Source organism: Ruegeria sp. L12, from assembly GCF_056531745.1.
Genome location: NZ_JBQFMH010000005.1, coordinates 201,003 through 219,333 on the forward strand (window position 1 = coordinate 201,003; position 18,331 = coordinate 219,333).

At 57.7% G+C, this 18,331-nt stretch carries 13 protein-coding genes; all 13 read left to right on the forward strand.

What is annotated here, in order from left to right; all coding sequences use genetic code 11:
* The first annotated feature begins 1 nt into the window (after position 1).
* The 13 genes from ACR0K9_RS10520 to ACR0K9_RS10580 all read left to right on the forward strand — a co-directional run bounded on the left by ACR0K9_RS10520 (position 2) and on the right by ACR0K9_RS10580 (position 18,331).
* Complete coding sequence (locus ACR0K9_RS10520; RefSeq protein WP_480822944.1) at positions 2 to 844, forward strand: sugar phosphate isomerase/epimerase family protein; 843 nt, start codon at positions 2 to 4, stop codon at positions 842 to 844.
* Positions 841 to 1,893, forward strand: a complete 1,053-nt coding sequence (locus tag ACR0K9_RS10525) for a hypothetical protein (RefSeq protein WP_480822946.1) — start codon at positions 841 to 843, stop codon at positions 1,891 to 1,893. Before ACR0K9_RS10520 ends, ACR0K9_RS10525 begins: the two co-directional genes overlap by 4 nt.
* Positions 1,890 to 3,065, forward strand: a complete 1,176-nt coding sequence (locus ACR0K9_RS10530; RefSeq protein ID WP_480822948.1) for an FAD-dependent oxidoreductase — start codon at positions 1,890 to 1,892, stop codon at positions 3,063 to 3,065. The genes ACR0K9_RS10525 and ACR0K9_RS10530 overlap by 4 nt, the downstream gene beginning before the upstream one ends.
* A complete protein-coding gene (locus tag ACR0K9_RS10535) occupies positions 3,046 to 3,465 on the forward strand; it encodes a GtrA family protein (protein WP_480822950.1) in 420 nt (139 codons plus the stop codon). Before ACR0K9_RS10530 ends, ACR0K9_RS10535 begins: the two co-directional genes overlap by 20 nt.
* A gap of 4 nt (positions 3,466 to 3,469) precedes the next feature.
* Positions 3,470 to 4,306, forward strand: a complete 837-nt coding sequence (locus tag ACR0K9_RS10540) for a glycosyltransferase family 2 protein (protein ID WP_480822952.1) — start codon at positions 3,470 to 3,472, stop codon at positions 4,304 to 4,306.
* Positions 4,307 to 4,491: 185 nt separating this feature from the next.
* A complete protein-coding gene (gene xrtD, locus ACR0K9_RS10545; RefSeq protein ID WP_480822954.1) occupies positions 4,492 to 6,144 on the forward strand; it encodes a VPLPA-CTERM-specific exosortase XrtD in 1,653 nt (550 codons plus the stop codon).
* Between the two features lie 82 nt (positions 6,145 to 6,226).
* Positions 6,227 to 6,793: a dTDP-4-dehydrorhamnose 3,5-epimerase gene (gene rfbC / locus ACR0K9_RS10550; protein ID WP_480822956.1), complete on the forward strand. Its 567-nt coding sequence runs from the start codon at positions 6,227 to 6,229 to the stop codon at positions 6,791 to 6,793.
* Complete coding sequence (rfbB, locus tag ACR0K9_RS10555; protein WP_480822958.1) at positions 6,793 to 7,833, forward strand: dTDP-glucose 4,6-dehydratase; 1,041 nt, start codon at positions 6,793 to 6,795, stop codon at positions 7,831 to 7,833. Before rfbC ends, rfbB begins: the two co-directional genes overlap by 1 nt.
* Complete coding sequence (rfbD, locus tag ACR0K9_RS10560; protein ID WP_480822960.1) at positions 7,830 to 8,693, forward strand: dTDP-4-dehydrorhamnose reductase; 864 nt, start codon at positions 7,830 to 7,832, stop codon at positions 8,691 to 8,693. The genes rfbB and rfbD overlap by 4 nt, the downstream gene beginning before the upstream one ends.
* Positions 8,694 to 8,711: 18 nt before the next feature.
* Positions 8,712 to 9,578 carry a glucose-1-phosphate thymidylyltransferase RfbA gene (gene rfbA, locus ACR0K9_RS10565; RefSeq protein ID WP_480822962.1) on the forward strand — a complete coding sequence of 289 codons (867 nt, stop codon included), beginning with the start codon at positions 8,712 to 8,714 and terminating at the stop codon, positions 9,576 to 9,578.
* A 248-nt stretch (positions 9,579 to 9,826) separates the two neighbouring features.
* Positions 9,827 to 10,465 carry a VPLPA-CTERM sorting domain-containing protein gene (locus tag ACR0K9_RS10570; protein ID WP_480822964.1) on the forward strand — a complete coding sequence of 213 codons (639 nt, stop codon included), beginning with the start codon at positions 9,827 to 9,829 and terminating at the stop codon, positions 10,463 to 10,465.
* Between the two features lie 432 nt (positions 10,466 to 10,897).
* Positions 10,898 to 11,590 (forward strand): sugar transferase, encoded by a 693-nt coding sequence (locus ACR0K9_RS10575; protein ID WP_480822966.1) that lies wholly within the window; start codon positions 10,898 to 10,900, stop codon positions 11,588 to 11,590.
* Between the two features lie 294 nt (positions 11,591 to 11,884).
* The gene (locus tag ACR0K9_RS10580) at positions 11,885 to 18,331 is read left to right on the forward strand and encodes a type I polyketide synthase (RefSeq protein ID WP_480822968.1); all 6,447 of its coding nucleotides are present in this window, start codon (positions 11,885 to 11,887) and stop codon (positions 18,329 to 18,331) included.

Here is an 18,331-nt window from a genome sequence, read left to right on the forward strand (position 1 = left end):
AATGCAATATGCCGTTTCAAATATCGCCTGGACCGCAGATGATCGCCACGATGCCTATGCCAGGCTACAGGCTGAGGGCATTACTGGGCTAGAGATCGCCCCTGGCCTGCTGTTCAACACTGCAGACGACCCGTTCGAGCCAACCGATGCTGAGATCACGTCAGTCCGGGCCGAGCTTGAAGATTTCGGGCTGACACTCGTTTCGATGCAGTCTCTGCTTTTCGGCGTCGAAGGCGCCGATTTATTCGGCGAAGATACTGGACGAGTGGCCTTTGAACGGGGATTGAAACGCGCAATCACTTTGGCAGGACGGCTCGAAATACCCAATCTTGTGATGGGCTCACCCAAACAGCGCCAGCGACCGCCGGAGATGCAATCGGACGCTGCTGTCGACAAAGCCATCGAAATTCTGAGACCGCTCGCTGACGCCGCCGCAGCTGCGGGCACAAGAATAGCGATGGAGTGCAACCCCGCCGAATATGACACCAATTTCCTGATAACGCCCGATGAAACGCTTGATTTCGTGAAACGCGCTGATCATGCTGCAATCATGCTGAATTTCGACGTTGGTGCGACGCTGCTGACCGGCACATTTGATCGGGTCAAGGATCAGTTGACTACGGCGAGCCCGATGCTCAGCCATGTCCACATCAGCGAACCTTTTCTCGCCCCCGCACCTGCAAGCCCGGAAGATGCGGCACTGGTGCTGCACACCCTGCACACAGTTGGATACCAACGCGCGGTTTCGATAGAAATGCGTCGTCCCGAGGATGGGCTGGCTGGCCTGGATACCGGTCTGAGAAACCTGTCGGCGGCTCGTCGCATCAGCGGAGGTGACCCATGAGCGGACCAAAGCTGCGCGACGACATACTGATTTCTGTATGCTTCACAGACGCCTACGCCCCCGACATTGCGGTTTCGCAAATCGCGGCGACTGCGGAAATGTTGAAGAACAGTTACCGCTATTGGGAAATACTCGTCGTCAACGAAACCGGATACGATACCACCTTGGAAGAGGCGTTGGTCACGGTCCCGAACGTGCGCTATCTGTCGGTGGTACGCGGGTTGGACAACAGTCAACGCCGGGTCATTGCCGCCTCGGAGGCAATCGGAGACTTTGTGATCATCACATCGGTGAACGAGGTGAACAGCTTCGATATTCCCGCAATGATCGACGAAGCACAGGACCGCAACGCTGTTGTCTTGGGTCAGCGCAAGGCCATGGTGATGGCCGAACCTTTCATCGCAATTCTTGGCCGTGCCAGCGGATTTCAGGCCAGCACCCGCGACATGCAGACCATCACGATACCGCGTACGGCCCTGAACCGCCTGCTTAACGATGCAAACCCCGTGCTGGCCCTGCGCTTCCCGCCTCGCGACAACTCACTGACGGTGCTTCGGCGCGCGCCTGACGTCAAAGATGCCGTAACAGTTCACGAATCCACCTGGACGGCGCGCATGACCAGCCGGTCTGACCTGCTTCTGCGAATGGTGACCGAAGCGGGCCCCTCGCTGTTAAGCGCGGTGGCCCTGTTTTCTGCCTTCATGTTTGTCAGCGCAGTGTTTTTTGCGATCTATGTGGTGGTCATATACCTGACCAAAACGGATATCGCAGAAGGCTGGACCACCTTGTCGCTGTCGATTTCGGGTATGCTCTCTTTTCTGGGGGCCGCTCTGTTTGCGATTTGCATCACCTTGCGCAAAGCGATGGAAATCATACGCGGTCGTACAATCGATTATCTGGTGGCCGAGCGGAGCTCGGTTGATCTGTTTGAAAGCGTGTCGAATGCGCTCAATGTCGATACCGATGGCACCGAAGAGCTTGAGGATCGGCAAGATGCCCTCGCGCCCACCCCATTGATACAGAAGCGTTCGGCGGGTGGTGCGTCGTGACATCGCCGCGACGCGTCAAGTATCTGGTGATCGGCGGCGGGTTCTATGGTTGTTGCCTGGCCCTGTTCCTACGCTCAACTACGCGGGATGTCGTTCTGGTCGAGGCAGGATCCGAGATCATGACGCGCGCATCGCGGGTCAATCAGGCGCGCTTGCACTCGGGCTTTCATTACCCCCGCTCGATGCTGACCGCGTTGAAATCGCGCAAGCTGTGCCATCGTTTCGCCAGTGATTTTCCCGATGCGATCGTATCTGATTTCCAGATGCTCTATGCCGTGGCGCGTCAACGTTCGAAAGTGTCCGCCAATCGCTTTCGCAAAATGTTCGAGAATATGAAGGCCCCGATTGCATTGGCATCCCGTCAGGAAACCGCAATGTTCGATGACGACCGGATCGAGGCGGTTTTTCGCGCGGATGAGTTTGCCTTTGACTACTCTGTCCTGGCCAATCAACTGGCGTCCCGGATGGATGCGCTCAATCTCGATTTGCGGCTTGGGACCGAGGTCTTGTCCATCGACGACAACTCAGATGCACAAGCGGCGGTCGTTCATTTGTCGGATGGCAGCGAAATTCTTGCAGACCACGTCTTCAACGTTACCTATGCCCAGATCAACCATGTGCTCCGTCAATCCGGTCTGCCTCAGGCGCGTCTTAAACACGAAATGACAGAGCTTGCCCTCGTTGATCCGCCCGACGAGATGCAGGGCTATGCGGTCACGGTGATGGATGGGCCGTTCTTTTCGCTCATGCCCTATCCAGCAGCAGGAAAGTATTCGCTGACCCATGTGCGTTACACTCCGCATGTCAGTTGGACGGATCAATCAAGACCGGTTTCACCCTACGACGCTTTCGCCCGGCTTGAGCCTGAAAGTCGCCTTCGACACATGGTTCTGGACGCGTCCCGGTATCTGCCTTGCGTTGGGGGCATTTCGGGCGGAGAGTCGATCTATGATGTCAAAACGGTTCTGGTAAAGAATGAAGTTGACGACGGACGCCCAATTCTTGTCCACGAAGAACCACGCGGCGGTCGGGTCACGTCTGTGCTGGGTGGCAAGATCGACAATATTTATGATCTGTTTTCCCATCTGCGCACGCAGCACGATGCGCTGAAGCAAGCGGACTTTCGATATATCCTTGCGGACGGAAACGGCCATGTCACGGAATCGGCATGAGTTCCTGCGATACGGCGCCACTGTGGCGCTTGGTCTGATCGTCGATCTGGCCGCCGCGCGCAGCGTGTTGGCGATTGGTGTCCCGATTGAACTGGCCGCCGTGATCGGTGTGGCCTGCGGTGCGATCTTTAACTTTGTCGTTCTCGATCTTTGGGCCTTTGCCGGGCAAAAGGCGAAAGGCGCCGGCTCGCGGCGATTGCGCTATCTGGGCGCGCTAGGCGTCACTATGGCGGTCCGGGCCGCGGCGGTCTGGGTATTGGCCGCCCTGCTTCCTGCACAAACGGCGCCTATGGTGATCTTGAGCCTGGCGGTCGGTGTGTCTTTCACCGCCAATTTTTTACTTTCAAAACACTGGGTTTTTCAACGCGACGATCAGCCCCAATCAACATCTGGAGAATGATTGGATGTCCCCCAATACCGACACCGAATATCAGGACGCTGCGCCATCGCTTGCCACCGTTGATGACGCGAGCTGGCAGGTGCCGGACTTCGATAGCCTAGAGTTGAGCCCGAAACAGCATGACGCTGTGCTGGTGATACCTGTCCTGAACGAGGGTGAACGGATTCAAGGGCAGTTGCGCAATCTTGCCGCGCTAAACCACCCGATTGATATCATTATTGCCGATGGCGGATCTACCGACGGCTCGCTGGAAGAGGATTTCCTGCGGGACGTGGGCGTACGCGCAAGATTGACCAAAACCGGGCCCGGAAAACTCAGCGCTCAACTTCGCATGGCTTATGCGTGGGCGTTGAAGCAAGGGTACCAAAGCATCGTGACCGTGGATGGGAACGGGAAGGACGGCATGGATGCGGTTCACTTGTTCCTGCAGAAAATGTCGGAGGGTTACGACTATGTTCAGGGCTCGCGCTATCATCCGGATGGTGCCCATGCAAACACGCCGCTTGAACGCACGATGGCAAATCGCATGATCCACGCGCCGATGCTGAGTCTGGCATCGGGCTCGAAGCTGACCGACACAACAAACGGCTATCGCGCCTATTCCGCGCGCTATCTGCTCAATCCAGCCGTGCAGCCGTTCCGTGATGTGTTCAACGCTTATGAGCTATTGTTCTACCTCAGTGTGCGCGCCGGGCAGCTAGGGCTGCGTGTCACCGAGGTTCCGGTGTCACGCAGCTATCCCAAGAGCGGCAAGACCCCGACCAAGATCGCGGGGTTTTCCGGCAAGTTGAAGATTCTGCAACAAACACTGGCTGCCGCGTTGGGGCGGTTTTCACCTTAAAGCTGATCCGGCGATGGTCGGAATAAACTGTCCGGATTTTGGCTCATCTGGCAAATACTTCGCACCAGATCTCACCATGAGGTGAGCACCGCCAGACAAAAGCGCGTGGCTTTTTCAGCCGTTTTCGCTACACTGCGCCCGCAGGTTTAATCAGTTGTTTGTTTCATCACAGAGGCCCCAGAGCATTGGAGAAAGTATCGGTTCCCCAATCAACCAACGGCATCAGCACGGGCCTTTCGTCCCTGTCGGGCTGGGGTATGTTCTGGCTGATCGTGATGACGGTTGCCTCGTTCATCCTGTTTCAGGACGGCATCGATGAACTGTTCGACGCCTGGAGCCTGCCCGAATACAGTCACGGACCGCTCATCCCGGTATTGTCTGCGCTGCTGTTTCTGAGACAACTCAAAACGGTGCCGGTCATCACCGGTCCGCTGCCCGACCGCAAACCGGGTGTGATCCTGTTTGTGTTTTCCCTGTGCCTGGCAATTGCAGGAAAGCTGATCCAGATCGGCGATATTGTAGCCTATGCGATGATCCTGTGGGTCGGAGCCATATTACTGATCAGCTTTGGATGGCAGCGCGGGCGCAACTTCTGGCCGCCGGTCGTGCATCTGATTTATATGCTGCCTCTGCCCGTCGGCCTTTATTACGGGGTTTCAACATATTTGCAGGGGGTTTCGTCGGAACTTGGCGTTTACTTTCTGCGGCTCCTGCACGTACCGGTGTTTCTTGAAGGCAACATCATTGATCTCGGGGTCTACAAGCTGCATGTGGCCGAGGCCTGTTCCGGGCTGCGGTATCTGTTTCCGATCCTGAGCTTTTCCTACATTTTTGCGGTGCTGTATCGTGGGCCGACCTGGCACAAAGCCGTGCTGTTACTGGCCGCCGCACCGATCACGGTTTTCATGAACTCGGTCCGCATCGCCTTGGCCGGGCTGATCGTAAACACGTATGGCATAGAGTATGTCGAAGGGTTTTCTCATTTCTTCGAAGGCTGGGTGATCTTCGTCGCCTGCATCCTGCTACTGTTCGCACTGGCGTGGCTGATGCTGTTTCTGCGGCGTGACAAGATGGGTTTGGTCGAAGCACTGGATCTGGACACAAGCGGGCTGCTGCTGCAGGCGGCCCGGATACGACATATTCAGCCCTCAGCCGCGCTGATTGGGTGCGCGGCGATGTCCGTGGCAGTGGCGATCCTCTGGTCAGCCCTCCCTTCGCGCGACACCACGACCCCCATTGCGCGCGACCCGTTTGCGCTGTTCCCAGACCGTATCAATGACTGGCAAAGCGGCCCGGCCCGCGTTCTCGATCCAGCAGTCGCACAGGTTCTCGCAGCCGATGATTATTATTCGGCAGAGTTGCGGCGACCAGGAGATCTGAATCCTGTCGATCTGTTCATGGCGTGGTACGCGGATCAGAGCCAGGGAGGCGTTCACTCTCCCGAGGTCTGCTTGCCGGGTGGCGGTTGGGAGATTGCCCAACTGGAACAGGTCGATGCGCTGATCGCCGGCGATCAGACCTTTACCTTGAATCAGGCGATCATCCAGCAGGGCGAGACCCGCATGCTTGTCTATTACTGGTTCGAGCAACAAGGCCAGCGCACGGCATCCGGCTTTCGGGCGAAACTGCAGCTGCTGAAGGGCAAAGTTCTCAACCGGCGCAACGACAGCGCCCTGATCCGCCTAATTACACCGATCGAGGGCACCGGGGGCGAGGCGATGGCACAAGCCAAGACGCGCCTAGACGCAGCCACCCGAGACATTTTACCCGAATTGCCCCGATTTGTTCCGCCGCCCCCAGGCGCCACGGCAGCCGGCACATCACCTTTAAGTCATTGACAAAAACCCGGACGGTACAAACAACTGTCTCTGCAATACTGAGTGGCGACCTTCAGAACCGTGGAACGAGAAGTTTGGAATAATGGACATAAAACCTCTTGATATCCCCGAGATTCAACTGATCACGCCCCGGCGTTTTGGCGATCATCGTGGTTTTTTTGAAGAAACCTACAACCGCGACAGCTTTGTCGGCTATGGCATCGAAACGGTGTTCGTACAGGACAACCATTCGCTGTCCGGTACCGCAGGTACGGTGCGGGGCCTGCACTTTCAGGCCCCGCCGCGCGCGCAGGCCAAACTGGTGCGCTGCGGTCGCGGGCGGCTTTTTGACGTGGCCGTCGATATTCGCAAGGGGTCGCCGAGTTTTGGTCGTTGGGTCGGCGCAGAACTCAGCTTTGAAAACGGCCGGATGCTGCTGGTTCCCGCAGGCTTCGCACATGGATTCATGACATTGGAGCCGGATACAGAGATCGTTTATAAATGTTCGGACACTTACGCGCCGGAAACAGAAGGCGCCATTCGGTGGGATGATCCCGATATCGGAATTAATTGGCCCCTCGACATGGCCGAACCAAAAATATCAGATAAAGATAATGCGGCCCCATTTTTAAGAGACATTGAGTCCCCGTTTACGATTGAGGATGGTTAATGAAGATTTTGGTCACGGGCGGCGCGGGTTTTATCGGCTCTGCTGTTATTCGACGCGCGATTGCCGATAGGCATTCGATCGTGAATGTCGACACCCTCACCTACGCGGCCTGTCTGGATAACGTCGCTTCCGTATCAGAGTCGCCTGACTACGTGTTTGAACATGCGGATATCCGGGATGCCGCAGCGATGTCTGAAATCCTGCGCAAACATCAGCCCGACGCGATCATGCATCTGGCCGCCGAAAGCCATGTTGACCGATCGATCGACGGTCCTGCAGCCTTTATCGACACCAATGTGACCGGGACATATGTGTTGCTGGAAGCGGCCCGCGCCTATTGGATGGATGCAGGCCGCCCTGAGACGTTCCGGTTTCACCATATCTCAACCGACGAAGTCTTTGGCTCTTTGGGCGAGGCCGGATTTTTCACCGAAGACAGCCCCTATCAGCCCAACTCGCCCTATTCGGCGTCAAAGGCGGGCTCGGATCACCTGGTCCGGGCCTGGCGCGAGACCTACGGTCTGCCTGTCGTGCTGACCAATTGCTCGAACAATTACGGCCCCTATCAGTTTCCGGAAAAACTGATCCCCGTGGTGATCCTGAATGCACTGTCCGGCAAACCGATCCCGATTTACGGGGCGGGTGACAACATTCGCGACTGGCTGCATGTCGAAGACCATGCCGAGGCGCTGTTGTTGGTGCTGGAAAAAGGCGAACTGGGCCGCAGTTACAATATCGGCGGCGAGAATGAGATGACAAATCTCGATCTGGTCCGGATGCTCTGCGCCATTCTGGACCGGTTGAAACCGGGCCATGCACCTTATGCCGATCTGATCACTTTCGTCACTGACCGCCCTGGTCACGACCGCCGCTATGCCATTGATCCGACACGCATTCGGGAAGAGCTGAATTGGCGCCCTTCCTACACACCCGAGACAGGTCTTGAGCAGACCGTGCAGTGGTATCTGGACAACGACGCATGGCTCAATGCCTTGCAATCCCGCAGCGGCGTGGGCGAACGGCTCGGGATGGCGCGATGAAGGCACTCGTCTTCGGCTATAACGGTCAAGTGGCATCCGAGCTGCGCAGACGGTCGCTCGCCCAAGGTATTACACTGGAAGCGTTGGATCGGTCCGGGGCTGATTTGTCCGACCCAAGGGGCTGTGCCGAAACGATTTTCTCTACAGACGCAGACGTGATCATCAATGCTGCCGCCTATACGGCGGTCGATCAGGCCGAAGACGAACCCGATCTGGCTCAACTGGTCAATGGGGATGCGCCGGGGGCCATGGCACGGGCGGCAGCAACACGCAGCCTGCCTTTCCTGCACATCTCGACCGACTATGTATTCGACGGATCAGATGATGCCCCGCGCGCCATCGAAGACCGGACCGGCCCATTGGGGATATATGGCCGCACCAAACTCGACGGGGAACGCCAGATCGCCGAAGCCGGAGGTTGGCACGCCATTCTGCGTACAAGCTGGGTGTTTTCCGCTCATGGGAAGAACTTTGTGAAAACCATCCTGCGGTTGACGGAAACCCGGGACACGCTGACCATCGTGGCAGACCAGATCGGGGGCCCGACACCCGCCGCCGACATCGCCGAGACGCTATTGGCGATAGCCAAGGCCGGCCCCGCAACCGAAGGCGGCGTGTTTCAATACTCGGGCGCGCCAGATGTCAGTTGGGCTGATTTCGCACGTGAGATTGTGTCGCAAGCGGGTCTGACCACTCAGATCGATGATATCCCGACCACGGATTACCCGACCACGGCGGCAAGGCCGCTGAATTCGCGGCTCGATTGTTCGCGGTTGATGGACATACATAAGATCTCGCGCCCCAATTGGAAAGTTGGCCTAAACAATGTTCTGGCCGAACTGAAGTCCGCAGGGGGCTGAATTTTGAGAGGATAAGCTATGCAGCGCAAAGGTATTATTCTTGCCGGAGGATCCGGCACACGGCTTTACCCGATCACCATGGCGGTCTCAAAGCAATTGCTGCCGATCTATGACAAGCCGATGATCTTCTATCCGCTCAGTGTCCTGATGCTGTCCGATATCCGCGAGATCGCAATCATCACCACACCTCAGGATCAGGATCAGTTTCAGCGTCTGTTGGGCGATGGCAGTCAATATGGCCTGTCCCTGACCTGGATCACGCAGCCCTCTCCTGATGGTCTGGCGCAAGCCTATATTCTGGCCGAAGAGTTTCTGGCCGGTGCGCCATCCGCGATGATCTTGGGTGACAATATCTTCTTCGGTCATGGCCTGCCCGACCTTTTGCGTCTTGCCGATGCGCAGGATCAGGGCGGCACGGTATTCGCTTATCGCGTGGCTGATCCCGAACGCTATGGCGTTGTCGATTTCGATGGAAACAAAGCGCGCGCCATCATCGAAAAACCCAAGGTGCCGCCGTCGCATTATGCGGTTACGGGATTGTATTTTCTGGATGCGGATGCACCTGCGCGCGCCCGACAAGTTCAACCCTCCGCGCGCGGTGAGCTTGAGATTACTTCGCTGCTCGAAACCTATCTGGCCGAAGGGCGGCTGGACGTTCAGACCATGGGTAGGGGCTTTGCGTGGCTGGATACGGGCACGCATGGATCACTGCTGGATGCCAGCAATTTTGTACGCACCCTGACCGACCGGCAAGGCATGCAAACCGGGAGCCTCGATGAGATTGCCTGGGCCAATGGCTGGATTGATGACGAGGCCCTGGCCGAGCGCGCGCAACTGTTCGCAAAATCCACCTATGGCGAATATCTTGAGCTTCTTCTGAAATAACGGCTGAAAAGACATGAGGTCATCCGGGTGCGACAATCCTATTCGATATGCTCGCCGTCATCGAACTATTGGGGCGTTTTCTGAAACAATACGGCAATAAAGGCTGTGATCGTGCACTCAATATGCGATGCGTCTTACCTAAGGACACTTTTTTGTCAAAATTCAAAGTTTTGGTTGGTAACTGAGACTACTTTCTGACAAGTTCGGGCCAGTGTTATCGATTTATCTGGTTTAGGTCAGTGCCCGCCATGCTTAGAAAGCTTCTAGCTATTGCATCTGCCGTCGCGTGTATCGCGACCGCATCGAATGCCACTCCTGTAACTCTGGACTTTACTGGCGCCAACGGTGGCGACCTCGACCGTGTAGGTTCACGCGCTGCAACTTTCGATGAAGGTGGCGTTTCGGGTTCTGTCTGGTCTGGCTCAACCGTCTATGGTGGTCTGTTCTCGACCATCACAGGGCATCGTAACGGGATTGGCGTTGATAACGGCTCGCTCGATGACAACACACGGCTTGATGGTCTTTATGGCGATGACTGGCTGACATTCACCTTCGATTCCGCGGTTGAGCTGGTGTCGGTCACATTCGCCAGTTTCACAGCCTATCGGGAGGACAGGTCGGGGTGGCGACGCGATGACGACGACGCCTGGATTGATGTGCGTGGAGATGGCCGTGACGGCGAATATACCAATGACAGAACGTTCTTTTTCGGCGACAACACAATCGCCCGCAGATTTTCCGTTGCGGCATTCGGCAACAATGATGATTTCGTGGTCTCAAGCGTGACGATTGCTGCGGTCCCGCTGCCGTCAACAGCCCTGTTGCTGATTGGTGGCCTGGCTGGGTTTGGCCTGATGCGTCAACGCCAGCGTCAGCGCCTCGCCTGACATAAAATCACCTCACGATCAGTGCAGAGCCTGCCAGAATTGGCAGGCTTTCGTCGCACGACAACCAACAACGCGAATCAGCCTGCAACGGCTGATTCGAGCCCGGAGCTAAAGAGCAATTTTTTGTTGAGCGATTGCGCATAGGCAGAGCAAAGAACTGAACCTCAACTCAGAATTGTTTGCGTAAGGGCTGCAAGGAACAATGGCAGAGAAAGTACTCAATTGTGCTGCAAATAAGGCGAAAAAATGTCATCCAGACCAGATTCACACTTTGAGATGCCGCTAAAAACTGTATAAACTTGTTCACGTACTTGAGGCACAGTTTCGTAGTATATCGTGTCTGTGGCAGTCCGAATTGTACGGGGATATTTTTCGCCCCACGGATTGCAGCGTAATGGTGAAGCCAGATTTGGCTTAAGGTTAAAGGTTGATATGTCTATTCAAGATACGAACATTCGCGCCGATGCCAGAACCTGTGGTTCTGTTATTCAGACCGGTCGGACAGCCAACACTACCACGCAGATCTATCGCAGTGTGTTCAAACGTTTGTTTGATCTGGTGATCGTCGTGATGTCCGTGCCAATTGTGGCACCTGTCGTTCTGGTGCTGGCACTTCTCATCGCGCGCGATGGATCGAACCCGTTTTATGCGCAATCCCGCGTCGGCCGCGACGGTCGGATTTTCAAGATGTGGAAATTGCGCTCGATGGTTCCGAATGCACAGTTGATGCTGGAAGATTATCTGTCTGAAAACCCGGCAGCGCGCCGCGAATGGGACGAAACGCAAAAACTGAGGAGCGATCCCCGGATTACACCTTTTGGCCATGCGCTTCGCAAGACCTCTCTGGATGAATTGCCGCAGCTGTGGAACGTTCTGATCGGAGAAATGAGCCTGGTCGGACCGCGCCCGATGCTTCCCGAACAGCAGAAGCTGTATCCGGGCGAGGCATATTTCTCGCTGCGTCCCGGCATGACTGGTTCCTGGCAAGTGTCCGAACGCAATGCCAGTTCCTTTGCAAGCCGCGCCGATTTCGACACTTCTTACGCCAGAAATCTGAATCTCAAAACCGATCTGGGCATTCTGTATTCGACAGTTGGCGTAGTCGTTCGCGCCACTGGTATCTAAGCGGATACTCCCAACTACAGCGCGGTTGCACCGCGCCAGTCTATGGCCATTCCGGACTGGCGCAATACGCTTTCCTACCTCAGATTGTAGAGCATTTGGAAACCATCAATGAGTGCTCGCCAATCCTGAAATTTCTGGACCCGAGGTTCAAACTCAGCATTTTCTTAGTGTTATAAAGCCCATGCACCACAATGATGGGGGGCGCGTGCAGCAGAGGCCCGAAAATTCCGCACAAGCCTACCACTTTCGTTTGGCAATCCCCACAGCGGGTCATAAACTCAAACCGGTTTATTAATGGATGGTTCTACAGTGAGTATTTCTGCCAGGGACGGCGACATCGCAATCGTTGGCATGGCCGCACATCTGCCCGGCGCGTCTTCGATTGAAACCTATTGGTCCAATCTGCGCGAGGGGGTTGAATCGATCCGCCAACTCAGCAGAGAGCAGCTTCTTGCCAATGGCGAAACCCCGCATCTGCTCGAACGGCCGGACTATGTGCCGTTTGCCGCGCCCCTGAATCGGTTCGAAGAGTTCGACGCCGAGTTTTTCGGGCTGTCGCCCAAAGAAGCCGCCATCATGGATCCGCAGCACCGCCAGTTTCTGGAGGTGGCCTGGGAGGCGCTGGAAAACGCTGGCCATCCGCCTGAAAACTTCACCGGTCCCATCGGCGTCTTTGCCGGATGCGGTATGGGCAGCTATTTCTATTTTAACGTCTGTTCGAACCGGGATCTGGTCGACGATGTGGGCATGTTCCTGCTGCGCCATACCGGAAATGACAAGGACTTCCTGTCGACCCGGCTAAGCCATATCCTCGACCTCAAAGGGCCGAGCGTGAATGTGCAGACCGCGTGTTCGACCTCGTTGGTTGCAACCCATTATGCAGCGCAGGCCTTGCTGACCGGCGAGTGCGACATGGCAATTGCCGGAGGGGTCACGATCGAGCTGCCCCACAACAGGGGTTATGTCTATAAAGAGGGCGAAGTGCTGTCGCCGGATGGCCACTGCCATGCTTTCGACCATCGGGCGCAAGGCACTGTATTCGGATCGGGCGCGGGCGCCGTTGTCCTGCGCCGTCTGTCCGACGCGATTGAGGATGGGGATCATATCTGGGGCGTGATCCGCGGCACGGCGATCAACAATGACGGTGCTGCCAAAGCCGGATATTTAGCGCCGTCTGTCGATGGCCAAGCCGCGGCGATTTCCGAAGCTCATATCATGGCCGATGTACAGGCCGACACGGTGGACTATATCGAATGCCACGGCACAGGCACCTATCTGGGTGACCCAATTGAAGTGGCCGCCCTGACGCAGGCGTTTTCGGAAACCACGGAAGAGACCGGTTTCTGCCGGTTGGGTTCGGTCAAGACCAATATCGGCCATCTGGATACCGCCGCCGGGGTCGCCAGCCTGATCAAAACCTCGCTGGCACTGCATCACAGGCAGATTCCGCCCAGCCTCGGGTACGAAAAGCCGAACCCGGCGATTGATTTCGAAAACAGCCCGTTCCGAGTGAATGACACGCTGACCGATTGGGTATCGCACAAAGGCCCGCGCCGTGCAGGGGTCAATTCTCTGGGCGTTGGCGGGACCAATGCACATGCCATTCTGGAAGAAGCGCCCGAGCGGGCTGCATCCGAGCCTTCGGACTGGCCGTTTCAAATCCTCACGCTCTCTGCGCGCGGCAAGAAAGCACTGGATGCCAACAGCGCGGCGCTGGCCGAACATCTGCGGAGCAATTCCGATCAGGATCTGGCAGACATCGCCTGGACACTGAAGAACGGGCGGCGCGGGTTTGAAAAGCGTCGTGTGATCGTTGCTGAAACCCACGCAGAGGCTGCGGCCATTCTGGAGGAAAACGATCCGCGTCGGGTGTTCACCCATACGGTGATCTCGGACGCGCCCGAGCATGTTTTCATGTTCCCTGGCGGTGGGGCGCAGTATGCTGGAATGGCACGGGACCTCTATGAAACTGAGCCGGTCTTTGCCGACTGGATGGACCGCGGTCTGGATATTCTGCAGGCCAAGCTTGACTACGACATCCGTGCGATCTGGTTGCCAGAACAGGGTCAGGAAGAGGCGGCAGATGAGCGGCTGAAAACACCCTCGGTGCAGCTGCCGCTAATCATGATCACAGAATATGCGCTGGCGCAGCTTTGGATGGAATGGGGCGTCACCCCCACCGCGCTGGTCGGCCATTCGATGGGTGAAAACACTGCCGCCTGTGTCGCCGGTGTGATGTCGTTCGAGGATTGTATCGGTCTGGTGCATCTGCGCGGGTGCCTGTTCGATACGGTTCCTGCTGGCGGCATGCTGAGCGTGCCCCTGCCCGCCGACGATCTGAGGCCGCTTCTGGGCGATGACCTCGATCTGGGCGCCGTCAACGCCCCCAGCCTCAGCGTTGCCACCGGACCTCAAGCCGCTCTGGATGATCTGGAGGAGCGCCTGCGCAATCAGGGTGTCGATTGTCAGCGTATCCCAATCGATATCGCCGCGCATTCGAGGATGCTTGAGCCGATCCTGCAGGAATTCGGCGACTATCTGCGCTCGATCGAGTTGAAGGCGCCGCAGATCCCCTTCCCTTCAAACCGCAGTGGTGACTGGATCACCGAGGCCGAGGCCACGGATCCCGAATATTGGGTCGGCCATCTGCGCAACACCGTGCATTTTGCCGACTGCATCACCACGCTGTCCGAAAACCCCGAGCGTATCTTCATCGAGGTCGGCCCGGGCAAGGCGCTGGCCTCGCTGACCGGCCAGCATGACAAGGTGGACGCCAATCAGGTGATCAGCAGCCTGCGGCATCCGAATGATGATGTGGCTGACGATGCCTATTTCATGGCCATGCTGGGCCGGATCTGGGCTTTGGGCGGCACGTTTGACTGGGAACAGATCTGGGGCGAGGCGCGCCGCAACCGGGTGCCTCTGCCCACGTATGCATTCCAGCGCTCGCCCTATTTCATCGAACCCGGTAAAACACAGGCCGATACGGCCAGCCAATGGCTGATGCGGACCGAAGACAGCGCCGATTGGGGATACCGCGTTGCGTGGACACCGAAATACGCGGCCTGCGACGTCGATGTTACCGGTGATCTGTCGGATGCCGCGCAGGAAAGTTGGCTGATCTTTGCGGATGAGGCCGGGCTTTGTGCCGATTTGACTGCGCGCTTGCGACAGGCAGGACATAAGGTTGTCTCGGTCACGACCGGTGATGCTTTTGCACGCATCAGCGAGGATCACTATCAACTTGCCCCGGAACGCGGACGCGAAAGCTATGATGCGCTGATCCGCGATCTGGTCGCGCAGGAACGCATCCCGACCCGGATTGTGCATGGCTGGCTTCTGACACAGGCCGAGACCTTCCGCCCCGGTGGCAGCTTCTTTCACCGCAATCTGGAGCAAGGTTTCTACAGCCTGTTCTTCCTGGCGCAGGCCATCGGGGATGAAGACCTGCCGATGCCTTTGCATCTCCATGTCCTCAGCTCGGGCGCATTACAGGTCCGTGATGAGGCGCTGCCTTATCCGGAAAAAGCAACTGTCACCGGCCCGACTCGCGTGATCCCGCGTGAATTCCCTGGCCTGACCTGTGCGCTGCTGGATATCGATTTGCCGCAAAACGCGGGCAAACGACGCGCCCCTGCATTGCCGGATGGCCTGACGGATCAGGTGCTGGAAGACCTGCTGGCCCCGCCCGCCTCGTTCACAGCGGCGATACGTGCGGGCAAGCGGTTTGAACAGGGGTATCGCCCGCAGGCTCTGGCAGAGCCGTCTCTGGATGACCTGCCCCTGCGCGATGGTGGCACCTATCTGGTCACCGGCGGTTTTGGCGGCATCGGCCTGACGCTTGCCGAGGCGCTGATTACGAAGGTGAATGCAAATATCGTCCTGCTTGCGCGCGGTGAATTGCCGCCACGGGACCAATGGGCCACCGTGCTGAACAACTCGGCCCCACAGGACAAGACCGCCCGTCGTATCCGCGCCATCGAAAAGCTGGAAGCGACCGGCGGTAAAGTGCTTTCGATGTCGGTCGATGTCAGCAATGTGGAAGAGATGCGCCGTTGCGTGGAAAGCGCTACACAGGAATTTGGCCAGATCAACGGTGTGATCCATGCGGCGGGTCTGATTGATGACGCTCCGATCATGACCAAAACCATGATGGAGATCGAAGACGTCTTTACGCCCAAGATCCATGGCACGCAGGTTATCGACCAGATTTTCCCGGACGGCGCCCTTGATTGGCTTGTTCTGTTCTCGTCCAGTTCAACTGCGACGGCGCCTGTAGGTCAGGTCGATTATGTGGCCGCCAATGACTATCTGAATGCCTATGCCCGCGCCCGCGCGGGTGACAAAACGCGGGTTCTGTCCGTCAACTGGGGCATCTGGGCCGATGTCGGCATGGCCGCCGACGCGATGGAGGCCCGAACCGGATCCGCTGAACCCGCACCTGTCACCTCGGCGGATGTCCCCATGCTGGATCAGGCAAGCTTTGATGACGCGGGCAACCGACTGCTGAGCGCGACCTATAATGCCCATGAACGCTGGTTCCTGAATGATCACCGGACCAAGGCGGGGCATGCGCTGGTCCCCGGCACCGGGTATCTGGAACTGGCGTCCGAGGCCTTGCGGGTGCAGGGTGAAACCGGACCGTTTGAAATCCGCGATCTTTATTTCCTGCGCCCCCTTGCGGTGTCGGACAGTGAAGATCAGCAAGTTCGTCTGCGCCTGCCGCGCAGCGACGTGGGTTATGATCTGACGGTCGAAAGCGGATCGAATGAAGCGTTTGAACTGAATGCTCAGGCCAGCCTGTCGCTGCTGCCGCTGATTGCGCCTGCACCGCTGGATGTGGATGCTATTGCCGCCCGCTGTGGCCCGGCCCATCAGGCCGAAGGCACGGGTCGCTTGCGGTCCCTGCAAGAAGCACATCTGAATTTCGGCCCGCGCTGGCGGGTTTTGACCTCGACGGCTCTGGGGCAGGATGAAGGTCTGGCTCATCTGGCTTTGCCCGAGGGACTGCAGACGGATATCGACGCGGGCTATCACCTGCATCCGGCGTTGATGGATCTGGCCACAGGCTGGGCGATGCAGTTGATCACGGGATATCAGGCCTCGCATCTATGGGTGCCGGTGTCATATCGATCCGTGCGCGTGTTCGCACCGCTACCCGCGCAGATCGTCAGTTGGGTCCGCAATGCGGGCGACAACCGGGCCGAAGGCGAAACCGCCAGCTTTGATGTCACCATTACCGCCCCGGACGGCACGATCTGTATCGAGGTTGAGGGCTTCTCGATCCGCCGGATGGAGGACGCGGTGGATTTCGCCTTCACCGAAAGCGCCCCTGTGGTCACATCCGAGGTCGACGCCCCGCCACCGCTGTCTCCAGCCGAAGAGCGGCTGCGGCACAACCTGTCTCAGGGTATTCCAGCGACGGAAGGGCCCGGTCTGTTCTTCAAAGCGCTGGCCAGCGAACAATGTCAGATCATCCTGTCCTCTCTGGATCTGGAGGGGCTGATCGCGCAGGCCGCCGACAGCGGGGCATCCACCGAAAGCGCAGATCAGAAATTCCAACGGCCCGAGCTGGATTCGGATTATGTTGCACCGGAAAATGACATCGAGCGCCGTCTGGCCGGATTCTGGCAAGAGCTTCTGGGCGTCGACGAGATCGGCGTCGAAGACAGTTTCTTCGACCTGGGCGGTCATTCCCTGATCGCGGTGCGCCTGTTTGCGCAAATCCGCAAAGCCTATAACGTTGATTTCCCGATCTCTGTCCTGTTCGAGGCACCCACCATCCGCACATGCGCCGACCTGATCGCCGCCCGTGGTGTGCCGAAGGATGGAGGCGAAGGCGATGCGCCGACAACAGCAACTCCGGCCACACCGGAACGTCGCTTTACCCATCTGGTTCCGATGCATTCCGGCGAAGGTGGTCCGAAGACACCGTTCTTCCTGGTGGCGGGCATGTTCGGCAATGTCCTGAACCTGCGCCATCTGGCGCATCTGGTGGGTACCGACCGTCCCTTCTATGGGCTGCAGGCACGCGGTCTTTATGGGGATGAAGAACCGCACCGTGATCTGCGCGAAGCGGCCAGAGACTACATCGCCGAGATGCGGCAGGTACAGCCGACCGGTCCCTATATGCTGGGCGGCTTCTCGGGCGGTGGTATCACCGCCTACGAGATCGCGCGTCAGTTGACCGAAGCCGGTGAAGAGATTGCAGCGCTGGTGATGCTGGACACTCCCTTGCCCGTTCGCCACCCGCTGACGCGACGGGATCGTCTGGTAATCCAGTTGCAGGAGCTGAAGAACAAAGGCGCAAGCTATCCGATTCAATGGGCAAAAAACCGGATCGCCTGGGAAATTCAAAAGCGTCAGCCCAAGGGTGAGATCGCCGAGACCGGCCAACAGTTCCACGATACCGAGATCGAAGCTGCGTTCATGGAAAGCGTGAACAGCTATCCCCTAAATGCCTGGGACGGCCCACTAACCCTGTTCAGGCCACCGCTGGTCGGAAAATGGGAGGTTGCGCCCGGGAAGCTGGTTCACCACGAACGCTACTATCTGACTCATGACAATGACTGGACACCCTGGGCCCCGAATATCGAGGTGTTCGAGGTGCCTGGTGATCACGACTCGATGGTGCTGGAGCCGAATGTGCGGGTGCTGGCAGCGCAGATGAAATCCTGCCTTGAAAATGCAGAACGCCAAATTTTGCGCCCGCGACCCACTCTGCAAGAGGCAGCGGAATAG

What these genes read in the sequence shown, in the direction of transcription:
- ACR0K9_RS10520 (WP_480822944.1), top strand. Translation starts at nt 2, where the DNA reads ATGCAATATGCCGTTTCAAATATCGCCTGGACCGCAGATGATCGCCAC.
- ACR0K9_RS10580 (WP_480822968.1), top strand. Translation starts at nt 11,885, where the DNA reads ATGGATGGTTCTACAGTGAGTATTTCTGCCAGGGACGGCGACATCGCA.
- ACR0K9_RS10570 (WP_480822964.1), top strand. Translation starts at nt 9,827, where the DNA reads ATGCTTAGAAAGCTTCTAGCTATTGCATCTGCCGTCGCGTGTATCGCG.
- rfbB (WP_480822958.1), top strand. Translation starts at nt 6,793, where the DNA reads ATGAAGATTTTGGTCACGGGCGGCGCGGGTTTTATCGGCTCTGCTGTT.
- ACR0K9_RS10535 (WP_480822950.1), top strand. Translation starts at nt 3,046, where the DNA reads ATGTCACGGAATCGGCATGAGTTCCTGCGATACGGCGCCACTGTGGCG.
- ACR0K9_RS10525 (WP_480822946.1), top strand. Translation starts at nt 841, where the DNA reads ATGAGCGGACCAAAGCTGCGCGACGACATACTGATTTCTGTATGCTTC.
- ACR0K9_RS10540 (WP_480822952.1), top strand. Translation starts at nt 3,470, where the DNA reads ATGTCCCCCAATACCGACACCGAATATCAGGACGCTGCGCCATCGCTT.
- rfbA (WP_480822962.1), top strand. Translation starts at nt 8,712, where the DNA reads ATGCAGCGCAAAGGTATTATTCTTGCCGGAGGATCCGGCACACGGCTT.
- rfbC (WP_480822956.1), top strand. Translation starts at nt 6,227, where the DNA reads ATGGACATAAAACCTCTTGATATCCCCGAGATTCAACTGATCACGCCC.
- ACR0K9_RS10575 (WP_480822966.1), top strand. Translation starts at nt 10,898, where the DNA reads ATGTCTATTCAAGATACGAACATTCGCGCCGATGCCAGAACCTGTGGT.
- rfbD (WP_480822960.1), top strand. Translation starts at nt 7,830, where the DNA reads ATGAAGGCACTCGTCTTCGGCTATAACGGTCAAGTGGCATCCGAGCTG.